The organism is Marinobacter panjinensis (assembly GCF_005298175.1).
GTDB classification, from domain to species: Bacteria; Pseudomonadota; Gammaproteobacteria; order Pseudomonadales; family Oleiphilaceae; genus Marinobacter; species Marinobacter panjinensis.
Genome location: NZ_SZYH01000001.1, coordinates 480,706 through 495,999 on the forward strand (window position 1 = coordinate 480,706; position 15,294 = coordinate 495,999).

Annotated in this window: 12 protein-coding genes; 11 read left to right on the forward strand and 1 reads right to left on the reverse strand. The window is 49.0% G+C overall.

Annotated features, from left to right (window positions below; genetic code table 11):
* The first annotated feature begins 235 nt into the window (after positions 1–235).
* The 5 genes from FDP08_RS02175 to FDP08_RS02195 all read left to right on the forward strand — a co-directional run bounded on the left by FDP08_RS02175 (position 236) and on the right by FDP08_RS02195 (position 5,115).
* Positions 236–1,567, forward strand: coding sequence for a hypothetical protein (locus tag FDP08_RS02175; protein WP_137434398.1), 1,332 nt, complete (start codon positions 236–238; stop codon positions 1,565–1,567).
* 18 nt (positions 1,568–1,585) lie between these two features.
* On the forward strand, positions 1,586–2,401 hold the full coding sequence (locus FDP08_RS02180) for a hypothetical protein (protein ID WP_137434399.1): 816 nt from the start codon (positions 1,586–1,588) through the stop codon (positions 2,399–2,401).
* 423 nt (positions 2,402–2,824) lie between these two features.
* Positions 2,825–3,652 carry a hypothetical protein gene (locus FDP08_RS02185; protein WP_137434400.1) on the forward strand — a complete coding sequence of 276 codons (828 nt, stop codon included), beginning with the start codon at positions 2,825–2,827 and terminating at the stop codon, positions 3,650–3,652.
* Between the two features lie 27 nt (positions 3,653–3,679).
* Positions 3,680–4,660: a MotA/TolQ/ExbB proton channel family protein gene (locus tag FDP08_RS02190; RefSeq protein ID WP_137434401.1), complete on the forward strand. Its 981-nt coding sequence runs from the start codon at positions 3,680–3,682 to the stop codon at positions 4,658–4,660.
* A 170-nt stretch (positions 4,661–4,830) separates the two neighbouring features.
* Positions 4,831–5,115 carry a hypothetical protein gene (locus FDP08_RS02195; protein ID WP_170978957.1) on the forward strand — a complete coding sequence of 95 codons (285 nt, stop codon included), beginning with the start codon at positions 4,831–4,833 and terminating at the stop codon, positions 5,113–5,115.
* Positions 5,116–5,763: 648 nt separating this feature from the next.
* On the opposite strand, the gene FDP08_RS02200 is transcribed toward FDP08_RS02195, so the two are convergent.
* Positions 5,764–6,905, reverse strand: a protein-coding gene (locus FDP08_RS02200) for an IS3 family transposase (protein ID WP_137434388.1) whose coding sequence is annotated in 2 segments (ribosomal slippage) — positions 5,764–6,644 and positions 6,644–6,905 — 1,143 coding nt in all. Because the reading frame shifts where the segments join, the coding sequence is not laid out codon by codon here.
* 142 nt (positions 6,906–7,047) lie between these two features.
* Between FDP08_RS02200 and FDP08_RS02205 the strand changes: the two genes are divergently transcribed.
* From FDP08_RS02205 to FDP08_RS02230, 6 genes are all read left to right on the forward strand, one after another.
* On the forward strand, positions 7,048–7,428 hold the full coding sequence (locus FDP08_RS02205) for a hypothetical protein (protein ID WP_137434403.1): 381 nt from the start codon (positions 7,048–7,050) through the stop codon (positions 7,426–7,428).
* Entirely contained in the window at positions 7,425–9,920 is a 2,496-nt protein-coding gene (locus FDP08_RS02210) for an Hsp70 family protein (protein ID WP_137434404.1), read from the forward strand. The genes FDP08_RS02205 and FDP08_RS02210 overlap by 4 nt, the downstream gene beginning before the upstream one ends.
* On the forward strand, positions 9,920–11,410 hold the full coding sequence (locus tag FDP08_RS02215; protein WP_137434405.1) for an ATP-binding protein: 1,491 nt from the start codon (positions 9,920–9,922) through the stop codon (positions 11,408–11,410). The genes FDP08_RS02210 and FDP08_RS02215 overlap by 1 nt, the downstream gene beginning before the upstream one ends.
* 2 nt (positions 11,411–11,412) lie before the next feature.
* Positions 11,413–13,059 carry a hypothetical protein gene (locus FDP08_RS02220; RefSeq protein ID WP_137434406.1) on the forward strand — a complete coding sequence of 549 codons (1,647 nt, stop codon included), beginning with the start codon at positions 11,413–11,415 and terminating at the stop codon, positions 13,057–13,059.
* A gap of 19 nt (positions 13,060–13,078) precedes the next feature.
* Positions 13,079–14,107 carry a peptidoglycan-binding domain-containing protein gene (locus tag FDP08_RS02225; RefSeq protein ID WP_137434407.1) on the forward strand — a complete coding sequence of 343 codons (1,029 nt, stop codon included), beginning with the start codon at positions 13,079–13,081 and terminating at the stop codon, positions 14,105–14,107.
* 366 nt (positions 14,108–14,473) lie between these two features.
* On the forward strand, positions 14,474–15,238 hold the full coding sequence (locus FDP08_RS02230) for a Crp/Fnr family transcriptional regulator (protein ID WP_137434408.1): 765 nt from the start codon (positions 14,474–14,476) through the stop codon (positions 15,236–15,238).
* Positions 15,239–15,294: the final 56 nt, after the last annotated feature.

Sequence of the window (15,294 nt, forward strand, 5' to 3'; positions counted from 1 at the left end):
GCTTAATTGCCCTAGCACTAGAAAAGGCCATAAGAGTGGACTATACCTTATGGGCAGGATGCAGCCCGTTCTGAAATTTAATCTATACTGCTTGAGTCATGAGTCCCAGGTTTTAGAAGAGAATGTCTAAGTCACAGGAATGACTCTCGAGAAGTCGGCCACGTTTTAGAATGTTTTTTCGGCAAATAGTTAAGCCGAGGCTGTCGAGGGCTATCCATCAACCAAGGAGCGGATGATGCTTTTACAAATAACAAGGCGTTCTTTTCGGATAAATGTCGCCTCACTGACCTGGGTATTCTTGCTTATTTTCTCCCCGAATGTTTTTTCGCAAGACGGGGATGCGTCTTCTGAAACTGAGCAACCGTTTGATCAGCTTCTTTCAGTCCTCCGCAACCTAAACGCATATGAGCCATTCGCGAACTCCAATGACTATGATGCTATTAACTCAATCGTTTCTGAAATTGAGGCAGTCGCGCGTGATTCTAAAGAGAGTCCAAAGTTTAAGGAGGAAAAGCTCACCGAACTGAGGGACATACTCGCAAAAAGAAGAACTGAGTTCTTGGAGTCTATTAGGGAAACAGGCGAGGACGTTCTTTCTGAAGAATATAGAAAGAGCATATTGGACGTTTGCAATTTTGATCCCGCAGCTCAGGACGCGCTTGATAATGAGATTCGCGCAATAGCATCCCTCAATGATAGAGCAGATCAAGAGCGGGCCGCGAAACGCCTCTTAGCCCCAAATAAGCAGTGTGAGGATACGCTGCTACTTGTTGCGACATCTCTCGATGACGATATTGCGAAACTAAGCGGCGAAATAGATGTGCTTGATCGCCGGGTAGAAGAGCTTCGAAGTGAGATAGAGGACAGCCCCGATGATTCCACTCGCGAAGAAAAACAAAAAAAACTTCAGGGCGTGCTGCAAGAGCGGGAAAGAAAGAAGCAGATCATTGAGAAAAAGAAGAAAGTCCGTGGGGAGATAGATGTTGGCTTGTTGTTATCGGGTATTGCCAATATCGCGGTCGGATTCGCGATAACTGTGTTCTCCGGTGGCACTCTTTGGCCTGTGGTTGGGCAAGCTCTAATGTCTGGCGGCGCTGCAATGGTCGGGAAATCTCTTGAGCCTCTCCTGAAACACGAGGAGGTCACCGAGCGTGAGGTTGCAGAAACAGGTAAATATGAGCGTTCTGTGAACGACGCGCACGAACCATCGGACATAGAACGCCGGAAGGCGTCGAACAGTCCGGCAGTTAGAGGGTATTCCAATATATCGCCCGATCAAAACGGCAACTTCGCTGTGTACCAAAACGTGGATGGTTCAATAAAAGTTGTACAAGTCGAGCCATTTAAAGTTGTTGCGACTATTCCCCATGACTTCCCCACGACTGCGGGAAATGAGTACGGGATCAGCAACCTTTCCGGCGTTGCCCAAATGAAGGTAACTGACATATCGGATGTTCGGACACGAATCACTATTAGGTTTACCGGAAGAACCTCTGACGGTAAGAATTTAACCGGCGCTCTCATCGAGCATTCGCAGGAGCCGGGATTCCTGCTTGCATTTGAGTGAGCAGCCGGAGCGTTGACTATGAAAGGGCTCATCTCACTCGCGGAACTGTTCATATTGATCTCAATATTGTTTCTGATTCAAACAGTTGTTAACTATGCATCCCATTCGGGCGAGCAAGACACAAAAGTCGAAGACTACGTTGTATTATCAATCTCCCAAGTACCTTCCGGAGGGCATTTTATCGATCATATCCGCTCCCTTCAGATTGGATCCCAATTAATGATATTCAATCCGCAAGGGTGCAACCCTAGGTTTGGTCCGCCTCCTCCGCATCCGAATGTGGCTGCATTCAAAAGTTCAGAGGGTGATCGCTGTGAGTCGTTTTCACCCAATGTACGAAAGGAGTATATCGGCCAAAATAAAGACGAAGTAAGTAAATTTGTTGAAGCAGTTGAGGTGTTATCGAGAGTTGACGTGGCATTCTCAAATACTGAAGGAAAAGCTACAGGCTCTCAACGCTGGCCAATTGATATCACAATATCGTTTCGACCTGTCGAACTAGAAGATGACGTCAGCATTTCGGTTTCTTATTGTTTGTGTGGATTACTATCAGATGCGACTACCCTCAGGGCTCCTTCTATTTGGAATCTTAATACTACCGAACTCGTCAAACCCCATCCGGTCGTCGTGCGCGGAACTTTAGTTTCGGACCGACTGCAGAGGGGCTTACATCTCGATTATTTTCACTATTCTGCCCCGAACAACAATGGAGAGTTGAGTCAAGCCTTCAAAGTAACCCGTTACGATTTACATGCGGAATCGTCGTGCCCGAAAAAGAGTAGAGCGGACGCTGTCCGCGTTATTGAAATTTCCGCGAATAAAATCGACCTATGAACGCGAGGAGGAATCCTGCGATTGTAATGATCGATGTATTCTCGATTTTGGCAATTTCCGTTTTTGTTTTATACACAGTGTCTGCAGGCTCGTCTTCATCAAGTGAACGCCCAGATGTTTGTATTGTAAATGTTCGACTAGCTTTGACTGCAGACAGTGCCATGAGGGCGAGGCTACCTGAACACCTCAGTGAAATGATCCAGTTCTCGGTTGCAGGGTCATTTTCGTCGAACGAGAATAGAAAGTTCGTAATTCAGACGACACATGGGTTCCAACTCATTTTAGAGAACCCAAGCTCAGATCCCGTTCGATTAGTAGCAGATCGAATCATGGACCCAAGGGTACTGGGGATGGATATTGAAGGAGAAGCAGAAACGGTTGGTGGTAATGTTCGGCCAATAGAGGGATATGTTGGACAGTGGAATGACCCTGAGATATTTGACGGTTGTGATCGGCCTTAGTGCCAGCTTGGCGCAGGCAGATACAAAAACAGAATTTGAAGCGGTGGCTTACCGAAGTGTTCCTTATGGTAAATATTTCTATGAGAACCAATTAATTAAAGGCGGACCTGCGGTTGCTGACTCCTTTTATTACCTTCGGACTCTTGCGATTGATCCTGTGACCGTTGTTGCCGACACCGAGTTCAGAGGTGCTTGTTTTATATGGGGTTTTGTTCCATCGGAGGGTGGACTTACACCGTTGCAGACTAGTGTAGGGAAGGAAGCCACGAACTTTTCGATTCGGAATCAGAACCGCTGCATGGGATACGCTTGGGAAGAGGCCGATCGAGCATACCTTGTGCTTCTGGCTCAGCACGGCGGTCAGCGGATTGGCCAGCTTCACCGCTTCCCGTCAGATTTACTCTTTTCAGTGGAAGATTTGCAGTTGAACGGGAACCGATGGCAGCTAGACGCCCGTGCTGTCGGTACCACTCTTTACGCTAATCACGAAACATCAACCACGTTTGAGCGATTAGGCTTATATGGTGATCTGGCTAATGGCGACTCTATGCGTGCGATTGAAGTAGTTGATGATAATTGGCTTCTCCATGTCTATTGGGGGGAAGGTTGGCATCAGCGTTTTGAAATTTGTATTCCAGAGACTAGCGATTCTAGATTCAAAGAGTTAACCGCAGGTACACAAGAAATGCTTAGCGGCATAAACGAAGAAAACTTAAAGCGAATATTGGTTCCTGCAGCGGTATCTAATAACGCTGGGCAGCATCCCTTGCCTTATATCCTCTGCAAGTAGGGCGGTTAATCAGAAAGGCGACCAAGCATGAGTGATGAGAGATGGCAGAGCACGGTTTTTGTGAGCGATATTCCTCTAGGACGATTTGCGATCTCAGTTGCCATTATCGTTCTTGCATACATACTCTCTGTCGGCCTTTTTTGGCTTAGCCCTGGACCGGACATCGGAGATGCGCTTCCAGACATTGATTCCTGCACCACTCGAAGCACGATTGAAGATTTCAAAATTCTAACGACTTGTCAGATTGACGAACCCGCGAAAGTCTCATCGATTATCTACATTGATCGCGGCGTTCCACTCGTAACGATCAATTCTGTTCGCAAAGAAACAAGTCTGACGCTCGAATGGGAATATGCGTTTAATTTGTTTAGTGGACTAGATCGAACATTCGGCCCTCGCGCTTGGCAAGGTTCATCGAACATAGTCCGCTATCTGGAGGGGCCCTGGTGGGCACCAACTTCGTGGGAAACCGTTTACGACTCGCCAATCGGAGCCATTTCACCTCGAATAAAGCAAATACTTCAACGAGCTATCTTTGTCTACGACGACAATATCAAAGATGGAGTAAGAGACCTTATCGCGAACCGGGTCGTAACAGACATTTCCCGTTCCATAAACATGGAAAAGGTGGATAGGAATGCGAAAAAGTTAGCGCTTTATAGAGGACCAGTGCAGTTCGTTACACTCTGGATCTTTCTCATCACACTGTGCCTGATGCTGCTGGGGACGAGATATCGGGAATACCGAGAGTCGGCAGATATCGTTGTTCCCCTGATTCTTTACGTAGGTTTTTTTGGCACATTGCTAGGGATGTCTGGTGGGCTTGGTATCCTCGGTGATGCTGACCTTACAGATGACCTCTCCAAGGGTATTCGTCTTGGTCCAATTGGGAGCCAAATTGGCTTAGCGTTGAACACTACTTTATATGCAGTCTCTCTTTTTCTCTTGGCTTCTTTGATGGATTTCCTGTTGCGACATGTATTTCCTGACGCCTCGACGAGTTCTTGATGCTCATCCGGGCCGCCTCCTGGCATAGCTTGAAGGTTCAGTGGCAGTTAGTGACTAGGGCCTCGCCATTTTTACCGGGGTAAGGCCACCCGGGGTTTGCATAGAGTCGAACGTTAATGCAGTCGGTGATCAAGGTCCCGGATCCTTATTGGGAAGAGAAAGGAATTAGTATGAAGAAGCATTCAATGATATTTGTAATCCTGGCGTCTTTCTCTTGCCTGATTTTTGCGGCAAATCCGAATGCTACGTATCGAGAAGCTCTTTACGACAGTCAAATATATGGTGATGGAAGCCCAGACCACGTTTTCTTATTTTTTGTCTATATCGGTTCAATCATTATTGGAGGGTGGCTGCTCTTCAGTAGTAGATCACCGATGGCACGAGTATTTTGCGGCGACAAGAAAGCTGAGAAGGATGGGCATACGTTACAAGCAAAAGGATGGTGTTCTGTATGATTTGGAGGGAAAAGTCGTAGGTATCGATCCAGAAAGGATAGACCCAGAGACTCTTCTTCTAATCGAGCGATGAGGCAAGGTTTGCCTTGCTCTGACCACAACTGACTTCCTATTCGGTGATGCGAATTCAGTGTTGGCTACTTTTCCATAAATACTCTGTCGCTACGTTCTTTCAGCTATAGGTATCCAACACTCTGCAACGCTTCTGCTAAGGACTGCTCAAGCGGCTCATCGTAGATCAATGTGGTCGAAGGGGAGGCGTGCCCCGCGATTTTTTGCGATTTTTAACAATCTACTCTAATGCTCGCGATTTACCGCGATGTTGTTTTACCTCTGGATAGAAATCCTCAGGTTTAATCGCTGCACCGGGCTTCGGCATAGTCTGAATACAAAATCTCGTCCCTGAACTCAAACTCTAGATTTAGAGTAGGCTCTTCGACTGGCCATAAAATCCTCAAGCTCAAAGCTCTTCTATGTGCCAGGACGCTGTGAGAGCAAGTATTCAAAGATCCAATAGAAGAAAGCGATAGATGACCTGCTCCCTGCTAGTTTGACCGGGCACTCCTTAGGTAAGGTCAATTATGACCTTAACCCCGTTTTAGTACCGCTCATTGTCAGAAAAATCCGGCTCTTGACCTTAACCCCGTTTTAGTACCGCTCATTGTCAGAAAAATCCGGCTCTAATTGCGGTTCCAGATAACCTGAAACAGCGTGTTTTCGGGCGTAGTCAGAGGGCGTCGACCACCCCAATGCGGAGTGGGGTCTGACTTGATTATAGAACGTTCTCCAAGCCTCAATCTTCTGCTCGGCATCTGTCAGTGACAGGAACCAGTTCTCGTTCAAGCATTCCTGGCGGAGTCTGCCGTTGAATGACTCCACAGTCGCATTGTCCGTGGGCTTGCCGGGCCGAGAGAAATCAATTTCTATCTGTCTCTCATAGGCCCACCGGTCCATGACCTTGCCGGCGAATTCGGAGCCGTTGTCTGCTTTTAGTAGTTTCGGGTTACCTCGAAAACGAGCGATCCGCGTCAGTGCTTCTTTGACGTCTTCGCCTTTCAGGCTTTGTCCGACGATGATGCCAAGGCACTCCCTAGTGAACAGGTCAATGATGGTCAGCAACCGCAGCCGGCGGCCGTCAAACAGGGCATCCGATACGAAATCCATGCCCCAGATGTGATTGGGAAACTCGCCCTGAGACACGGGCTGCCGGTTCTTCGCAGCCTTGTTCCGCCTGGGGCGTTTCAGGCGCAGAGACAGGCCCTGCTCACGGTACAACCGGTACACGCGTTTGTGGTTATCCTGCCATCCTTCACGTTGCAACAACACGTGGACACGACGGTAGCCATAATGGATCCGCACCTGGGTGATCTCCCGGATCCGCATCGATAGCGCAGAGGCGTCACGAGTCACCGATTTGTAGTGATAGGAGGCTCTGGAGAGTCCCAGGACCGCACAAGCCTGCCGCTGGCTGACTCCGAATCGCTTCTGGAGATCATCGACCAGCTGACGCTTGCGAGGCGGTCTCAGATCTTTTTTGACAGCACATCCTGAAGCATGGCCTTGTCCAGGCTCAGATCCGCCACCACCCGTTTCAGGCGCTGGTTTTCCTCCTCCAGCTGCTTCAAGCGTCTGAGTTCGGAAGGCCCTAGTCCGCCGAATTTCTTGCGCCAGGTGTAAAACGTGGCGTCAGAAATACCCATTTTCCGGCAGACTTCCGGAACCGGCGTTCCCAACTCCGCCTGCTTCAGGGCGAAGGCAATCTGCTCTTCGGTGTAACGGGATCGCTTCATGGCATGACCTCCTGTTCAAGGGTCTATCATGCCGGATTTTCCAGTTTTAAACGGTTAAGAATTCCGGGTCAGGGTCAGTTAAGCAGGCCAAAAAGCCAGTTAATTGCTAGGCTACTAACAAAGTGCTGTGTAGGAGTGACACATGGATGAAACCGGAACGCAGGTCGCAGAGACTCAGGCAATGCGCGAGTCGGTGCTGACGATGGCTGTCGAGGCTTGGCGATTTGGAAGGGTCTTCGATCGATTATTGGGGCGTCTTGAAGCCGGCGAGACCAAGCGCTACAGGAATCAATTTAACTGGTTCATGAGGAAAGTCGATGAGTCTTTAACTCAGGCCGGCCTTCGCATTGTGAATGTAGAGGGTCAGTCATTTGATCCTGGCATGGCCGCCACTCCGCTCAACATCGAAGAGTTCGACGCCTCTGATACGCTGGTTGTGGATCAAATGCTGGAGCCCATCATCATGGGTGATGAAGGAATTGTGAGAACGGGCACCGTGACGTTAAGGATCGCAGAACAATGAAGCACTTTGTAGGAATTGACCTGGGTACCACCAACAGCGCGATATGTTCATACGATGGCACGGACACGCGAATCTGGAAAAGTCCGGAGCAGAACGACGTCACTCCCTCAGTCATCTATATTGATCGTCGCGGAAACAAGTACGTAGGGAAGAGGGCGTACGATTCCGCACCCCACAGCCCGAAGAATTCAGCAATGCTCTTCAAACGATTGATGGGGACAAGCACTCCTGTCGAACTACCGGCAGTCAATCTAACGAAAACTCCCGAGGAGTGTTCTGCGGAGGTCCTCAAAGCGCTCTATGGCTACTTACCGGAAGAGGTCAGGAGCGATCCTGACACGGGAACAGTGATAACAGTTCCGGCTGCCTTCAACCAAATGCAGCGAGACGCGACTATGCAGGCTGCGAACATGGCTGGCATAGGTAACGTCGCTTTAATGCAAGAGCCTGTCGCGGCAGTAATGAGTGTTATGCGAGCCCGAAACGTTGATGGGATGTTTCTCATATACGACTTGGGCGGCGGTACGTTGGATATTGCGGTAGCTGAGAGCATGGGCGGCCGAATCAACTTGCACGCCCATGGGGGTATCTCTATGTGCGGCGGGCGAGATTTTGATCGTATGTTGCTTGGTAACGTTGTAAAGCCCTGGTTGATGGAAAATTTTAACTTACCAGAGAACTTTTCGACTGATTCGGAATTTGAGCCACTCATTAGGTTGGCGGCGTGGGCCGCAGAACGGGCCAAGATTGAGCTATCAGCGAGTGAGGAGGCCGTAATAAGTCTGACGGAAGTGGAAGCCAGAGCCCGTGATCTTGATGGTGAAGAGATTTACTTGGATATCCCGCTAACTCGGCAGACTATGGATGGGTTAATTGCCGATAGACTTTCAGAAACTATCGATGCTGCGCGAGATACATTGGCAAAAGCCAGCTTGAGCCCCCACGACCTCGAGCGAATAGTATTTGTGGGCGGTCCCACCAACTATAAGCCACTTCGAGATAAGGTTGCATTTGAACTCGGAATCCCTGCCAACACAGACGTTAACCCAATGACAGCTGTTGCAGAGGGAGCGAGTATTTTCGCTGAGTCGATCGATTGGAGTACGCAGCGGAGAAGTCGAAAGGGGAACCGGGGAACGCTATCAAATACTGGCAGTCTAGATATTTCGTTCAATTACATTTCTCGAACACCAGACGTCAATGCAAAACTTGCTGTAAAGATACCGGGCGAAATTCCAGAGGGCGCAGAATTCCAAGTCGATAGCGCAGACACAGGCTGGACATCAGGGCGTGTTCCTCTGGCCAATGGCGCGACATTAACTTTGAGCCTATCAAAGTCAGGTGAGAACAAATTCACCGTTTCAGTGTTTGATGGGAGTGGTGGGAAAATTCCACTCTCTCAAGACTCAATTATTATCACACGAACCGCTGCCACAGTTGATGCGATCCCCGCTTCGCATTCAATTGCGATAGAGGTGTTGAACAAATTGGGAGGGCGTCCTGAACCCGATTATTTGGTTCGGGCAGGAGATCATCTTCCGGCCAAAGGAAAGCGGATCTACAAAGCGGGTGAGTCTCTGAAGGCGGGAGCATCAGGGTCGTTGAACTTCATCCTCTGGGAGGGTGAGATTGGGGATCCTATTCGTGACAATCGTCCCGTCGGTTCGTTAAAGATTTCTGGTAGTGATTTTGACGAAGGCGTCATTCCCGCTGGTGCTGATCTTGAGTGTGAGTATGAGATTCTCGACTCCGGGAACATTGTATTTAACGTATCAATCCCGGCGATTGGAGGCACTTTCCATTCAGACCGAAGCTTTTACTCCCCGCAAGAAGGCATGCATGACTATTCGGCGTCTGCCGACTCTATTGTCCAGGAAGGCGAAAGAACGCTCTCTCGCGTTGACGATTTTAGCTCGAAGATTGACGATCCTAGGCTAACGAAGGCTAGTGAAAAACTGCGTTCAGTGAATAGTCTGGATGAGAACTCTGACCCTGAGTCTACCAAGCAGGCGATGGAAAATATCCTGGACGCAAAGCGTCTGATTGCTGATGTTAAAAAATCACATCTTAAGGAAACGAGAGCCATTGAACTCGAGAACGTTGTAGAGTTCTTCAACACTTATATTCGTGAGCATGCCCGTCCATCCGAAGCCTCTGCATTTGACGCTCTGGTCCATACGGCACGTACTGCAATTCAGGATAACGACACTAGCTTTGACCACCACCTTGATGAACTGAAAGGAAAGAACTTTGAGATTCTGTGGCGTCAGGATTGGTTCGTTGTGGATAAGTTCAAGTCTATGGCTCAGGCCCCCCAAGAATTTACAGATCAGCAGAAATATACTCAGTTGGTACAGGCTGGGGTAGAGGCAATGAAGAACGACGATATTCAGCGGCTTCGGACTGTCATCGCCGAGCTTGCCCAGATACAAGTCGGCATGGCTACGGGTGATGAATTATTTGATGCTGCAAACATTATTAAGGGCCACTGATGTCTACTGATCAGTGGCTTCCCAATGGCGCTGATTTGGGAACGGATTTTAAACTTCGTTCCTTACTGCAATCCGGCGACGGGTGGCAAATCTTTCGAACGAAGGGACGCAGCCTTGTTCTAGTTGTAGATGCTGCTCTTTTGGATTGGTGGTGTAGTTTGGCGCTGATTGAAAAAGATTTGTTCAGTGCGCTGAGCATTGGCGGGAAAGATTTTTTTTATCTTTCCTCCGGGGCGGACGCTACTATCGAACCGGTGTCTGCTGGAGCGGGGCCACAGACAAAAGCAGACGCCCTCAGCTTCGTTTATGCATGGAAGGAAACCAGAAAGCGCCTTCCAGATGGATCACTGCAAAACTCCTTGTTTATTGAACGATATTCTCGTCTGCTGCCTCTGACTTCTGAAGGTTCAGAGATTCCAGACGATGAGCTACTCGGCAGATGGCTTACTGGCGGTGTTAACGTGTCCGTATCTTCATTCCGACGCATCCACGCTCTTTGTGGATGGATGTCGGTAAGGGACTTAATTGACGTTGTTAGATCTGCCGGGTTCGAAGTACCGCCAGGTTCCGAACTTTTGGATAAGCCCGCGGCTCTCGGTTCGTCAAATGCGTGTTTACTGGGCAAGGATGAAAATAAGCGAAATGATGGTGGGATAGAAGATCCTCTCGTGCCCGAAATAAACGGCAATGCAGATATTCAGAGATCATTCAATCTTCCCGGGCGCGAAGCACTCGAGGATTTTTTCAACGAGCACGTTGTGGACATCATTTTCAATCCTGAGCGCTACCGAACAATGGGAATTGATTTTCCCTCCGCCATTATCCTCCATGGGCCGCCAGGGTGCGGGAAAACCTTTGCTGTGGACCGCCTGGTTGAGTTCATCGGCTGGCCCAGCTATGCGATAGATTCTAACAGTGTGGGGAGCCCTTACATTCACGAGACAAGCAAAAAAATATCCGAGCTATTCGACAAGGCTTTGGATAACGCACCCTCGGTCGTTGTGATTGATGAGATGGAGGCATTTCTTACTGACCGACGCTCTGGAAGTAGCTCTGGTCTTCATCATGTCGAGGAAGTAGCTGAGTTTCTAAGGCGGATTCCAGAGGCGATCAGTAACCGGGTGTTAGTTATTGGCATGACCAACATGATTGACATGATTGATCCGGCAATACTCAGGCGTGGGCGGTTTGATCACGTAATTGAGGTCGGTATGCCTTCGGCCGAGGAAATCAGGTCGTTATTAGGCTCGTTGCTTACAGGCATTCCTTTGTCACCAGGACTTGCGGTTGAAGGCTTTGTGAAGGCGCTCGTCGGGAGGCCCCTTTCCGATGCAGCATTCTTTGTCCGAGAAGCCGCTAGGCTGGCCGCAAAAAATGGCAAGGCACAATTGGATGACGAAAGTCTGGAAGCAGCTTTCGCCAGCTTGCCTCAGGAAAAAGTAACGCGCGCGACGAGTATTGGTTTTGTTTGGGGTGAGGAAAAGGATTAAATATGGACTTGTTTGATAATCCTTTTAAAACGCTTGGCGCAACACCCAGAGACGACCGCCGCCGAATCATGGAGTTGGCGGATGAGGGCGCTCTATTGCTAGACCCCCAGGAATGTTCTGAAGCCCGCTCTATTCTTACGATGCCGAGAAAGCGCTTGGAAGCGGAGTTAGCCTGGCTGCCCGGGCTTGGACCCAAAAAAGCTTCAGAGGTACTGGCGGCCGTTGAGAGCAAACCCAACGATCTTTTTTCTTTGGAGGGCATTCTTCCGATCGCCCGTTGTAATGCAGTCGGTGCTGCTTTAGCTCAATCCAATCTTACGGAACCTCGTGCTGTATCTGACTGGCTACTTGAGCTTGGTTGGGCGTTTGAAGATGTAGACCCCGAAACGCTTCGGCGCATCATTAATGAGGAGCGTGTCGTTTCCGGTTTCGCAGAAATCACCGATATTTCTATTGTTGAATCGGGGATTGCAGAAAGGAGGCGCTACTACCGTCAGGTAATGAAAAGTGCTTTAGGCAAGATGGATTCACTAGATCTGGTGAAAGCCATTACTTTGACCGTAGAGAAAGCAACTGAACTTGGCGAAGTTTCGGGGCCAAAGCTGCTTGCTGATCTTGTCGAATCATTTGAGGTCGAAGCTCAAGAGTTTTTGGAGCGGGAAGGGGAAAATATCAATCTTCTGATAAGCCGAGTAGAGGAAGCTCTCGACCTTGAACTGGCAGACGCTGACCTGGAGCCCATAATTGAGCGGCTCTGTCAGGTTACACGGAACTGGGATCTCGTTGCCCAGCCGATTCAGGTGGTTCAAAAAAGCCGTGGCTTACCTCATGAGGCCAGTCAGGACATAGCTTATTCTGTGCGAGCCCTCGCCGTTACGCTGAATAATGATTTTGCAAAACTTGAATTGGCCAAAAAGCTTACTGAGATGCTTCGACAAGTTTTCGCTGAGGTCGTCGACGTTGCAGACAGGGTTGCTGAGGATGCTGGAGCCCTCGATGATCTTGCGGAGCAACGCGAGAGACTGGTTGAAGATGCTGCGCGACAAGAGGAAGAGTGGCAAAGAGAAATCACCTATGAGGCCGAAGTTGGGGCTCTGTTCAAAAATAAGCTCCGCATTTCACCAGATGGTATCGAGTGGAAAGGAAGGCGCATTCCTCTTGATGATGTAACCGGGGTTCGCTGGGGAGGAGTCAGTCGTTCAGTTAATGGTATCCCCTCAGGAACGACCTATACCATCATGATCTTTAGCAAATCTCAGAGTATGGAGATTGAACTGAAAAATCAGGCTATTTACTCGAGCTTTGTCGATCGTTTATGGCGGTCTGTAGGTGTTCGGCTCTTGACCGAATTTCTCGATAGTCTCCGAACGGGGCAGAAATTCCGGTTTGGTCCACTGGTGGTAAGTGACTTTGGCGTGGAATTAACCAGACGGGGAATATTGTCGAAAGGGAGCGCTCAGTTTTGCAAATGGGACGATCTTTTGACCGGGACCGCTGACGGAGCTTTCCATATTGGCCATAAAGACGATAAAAAATTGGCGGCAGGCTTGTCGTATCTTGACGTCAATAACGTTCATATTCTTCAGGGAGCGATGAGCATCTTGTGGAAAAACGGGGGCGAGCGACTTAGCAGTATCTTGAACTCATGAGTCAGAAGGTGAAGCAACGATGGCTGCCGGCAGCAAGGGAAACAGAGGTTTTTCAGGGTTAGCGGATCTTGTTTCTGATCTAAGTGACCTAAGGCCGCTTGATGATTTACATAAACAAGAAACAACCAAAACACCGCCTGACAGGCAGGTAAGTAAGCGCGAGCCAAGTAGTGATCAGAACCAGGCTCCAACATGGACCGCTTCTTCTGATTCTGAAAGCTCGGCTGGCATGAGCGCAGATACACAGTTTGTACTCTGGGCGTTAGCGATCATATTTTTGGTGATTCTCTACGCGGCATCCCAAGGTTCTGACCAAGAGTCTTCGATTTACTCACCTAATTCTGACGCCAGCACCAATTCAGACTATGAGGGGGCAGGAAAAAATAACGACATTGAAGCTGACTTCTCGGACTTATCTTCTGAAGATCTAAATTCTGACTCTACGGTAGAAACTCAATCGGCAGCTTCAAATAGCTCCGAGCCAAGTCGCTATGACGATGTATTGCTGCGATACATAAAGCCTTCGGTGGGTACCAATAACGTCCTTTCTATCGCTGAAATTCGTTGGTGTGTGAGGGGGGGCATGGAAATCGAGGCGATGAGGGGTGTATTCAGCTCAAACGACGGCATAGACAAGTTCAATGCGATTGTTGATGACTACAACCGCCGTTGTGGAAGTTACAGGTATCGCGAGGGAAATCTGGGACTTGCGCAGCGTCAAGTTGAAGAGTGGAGGGCTGCAATAGAAAATGAAGCAAAGGACAAAGCACAACAAATGGATCAGATTGCTTTTACGTCGACCAATGCTCCGTCATCGTCTCTCTCTGGAGATTCCGCTCCCAGCAAAGCCATGGTTAAAGAAGCGCAGATGTTGTTGAGAGTGCTTAGATTCGGTCCTGGCGTAGCGGATGGAATTATGGGACCAAGAACTGAAGAAGCAGTGAGAGCGTTTCAGCGCTCAAAAGGAATGCACGCGACCGGTCAAATCAATTCGTTTTTATTACAAGAACTGAGACAAGAATATAGGAGGAAGTACCCCTCGCAATAAGACCTGCTTCCCTCTGGCTTACCCGTTTTCAGTCTAGTAAGGCTCAAGTAGGGCAAAAGGACCGGCTACTCGATAATAGAGGTAATTTTCATCACTTGAGATTAACCGATGTCAGCTTAGCAGTGCTCAAAAATGGCATACCCAAGAACTGAACGTTTCTGCAACTTTGCTTCGGTTAAACACACGGTCGAGAACTGACGCTGCGTCACTTTGATTGTTTACGATGGCACATCCGACTCCATGCCTATCCCAGTATTCGTCACTACCAAGCACTGCCAAGGTCTTATTAGCCGGCGCGAGGATGATCTGAGCTATAACCGACGCCCAATCATTAAGTTAAAGAGTTTAAGGAACGCACGAAACGCCATGGCCGATCAACCAAAACCCAGTCAGAATCATCTTCTGGCAGCTTTGTCACCTGAGGTCCAGGGTCGTTTGTTTCCGCACCTGGAACTTGTGCCAATGCCTCTCCGAGCAGTTCTGTACGAATCCAGACAGCCCATGCGTCACGTTTACTTTCCTACCGACGCCATCATCTCGCTACAGTATTTGTTGGAAAACGGGGCTTCAACGGCCATTTCAGTAGTAGGCAACGATGGCTTAATCGGCGTTTCTTTATATATGGTCGGCAGTGACTGTGCGCCAAGCCGATCGGTGGTACAAAGCGCAGGTCATGCCTTTCGGCTCCCCAGGCGAAAAGTTCAAGAAGAATTCAACCGCCACGGAGAGTTGCTTTTGTTGATGCTTCGCTACACGCAGGCTCTGCTTACGCAAGTTTCGCAGACTGCGGTTTGCAACCGAAATCACCACGTTTCTGAACAGCTCTGTCGTTGGCTACTTATTTCCATGGATCGGTTGCACGATAACCGCTTGACCATGACGCAGAGTTTCATCGCTGACATGCTTGGCGTTCGCCGCGAAGCCGTCACTGAGGCAGCGTTTAAATTACAAGGGCAGGGCGTGATTTCATATCAACGAGGATTAATCAAAGTACTTGATCGATCAAAGCTGGAAGAGCTGAGTTGTGAGTGCTATCGCGTAGTCCGGGATGAAAATGACGTACTGCTACATTACCTGCCACAGCGGCAGGTGATTAAAAAACCTGAATCCATTCCCATCGCTGTTCTCTAGGTGGAATGAGAAAAATTAAACATATGGGGAAGGAAGGAATGCTTCCTTCGTTTGGA

Coding starts and splice junctions, on each gene's coding strand:
- FDP08_RS02205 (WP_137434403.1), top strand. CDS start 7,048: ATGGATGAAACCGGAACGCAGGTCGCAGAGACTCAGGCAATGCGCGAG.
- FDP08_RS02185 (WP_137434400.1), top strand. CDS start 2,825: ATGACCCTGAGATATTTGACGGTTGTGATCGGCCTTAGTGCCAGCTTG.
- FDP08_RS02225 (WP_137434407.1), top strand. CDS start 13,079: ATGGCTGCCGGCAGCAAGGGAAACAGAGGTTTTTCAGGGTTAGCGGAT.
- FDP08_RS02210 (WP_137434404.1), top strand. CDS start 7,425: ATGAAGCACTTTGTAGGAATTGACCTGGGTACCACCAACAGCGCGATA.
- FDP08_RS02190 (WP_137434401.1), top strand. CDS start 3,680: ATGAGTGATGAGAGATGGCAGAGCACGGTTTTTGTGAGCGATATTCCT.
- FDP08_RS02180 (WP_137434399.1), top strand. CDS start 1,586: ATGAAAGGGCTCATCTCACTCGCGGAACTGTTCATATTGATCTCAATA.
- FDP08_RS02175 (WP_137434398.1), top strand. CDS start 236: ATGCTTTTACAAATAACAAGGCGTTCTTTTCGGATAAATGTCGCCTCA.
- FDP08_RS02220 (WP_137434406.1), top strand. CDS start 11,413: ATGGACTTGTTTGATAATCCTTTTAAAACGCTTGGCGCAACACCCAGA.
- FDP08_RS02195 (WP_170978957.1), top strand. CDS start 4,831: ATGAAGAAGCATTCAATGATATTTGTAATCCTGGCGTCTTTCTCTTGC.
- FDP08_RS02230 (WP_137434408.1), top strand. CDS start 14,474: ATGGCCGATCAACCAAAACCCAGTCAGAATCATCTTCTGGCAGCTTTG.
- FDP08_RS02215 (WP_137434405.1), top strand. CDS start 9,920: ATGTCTACTGATCAGTGGCTTCCCAATGGCGCTGATTTGGGAACGGAT.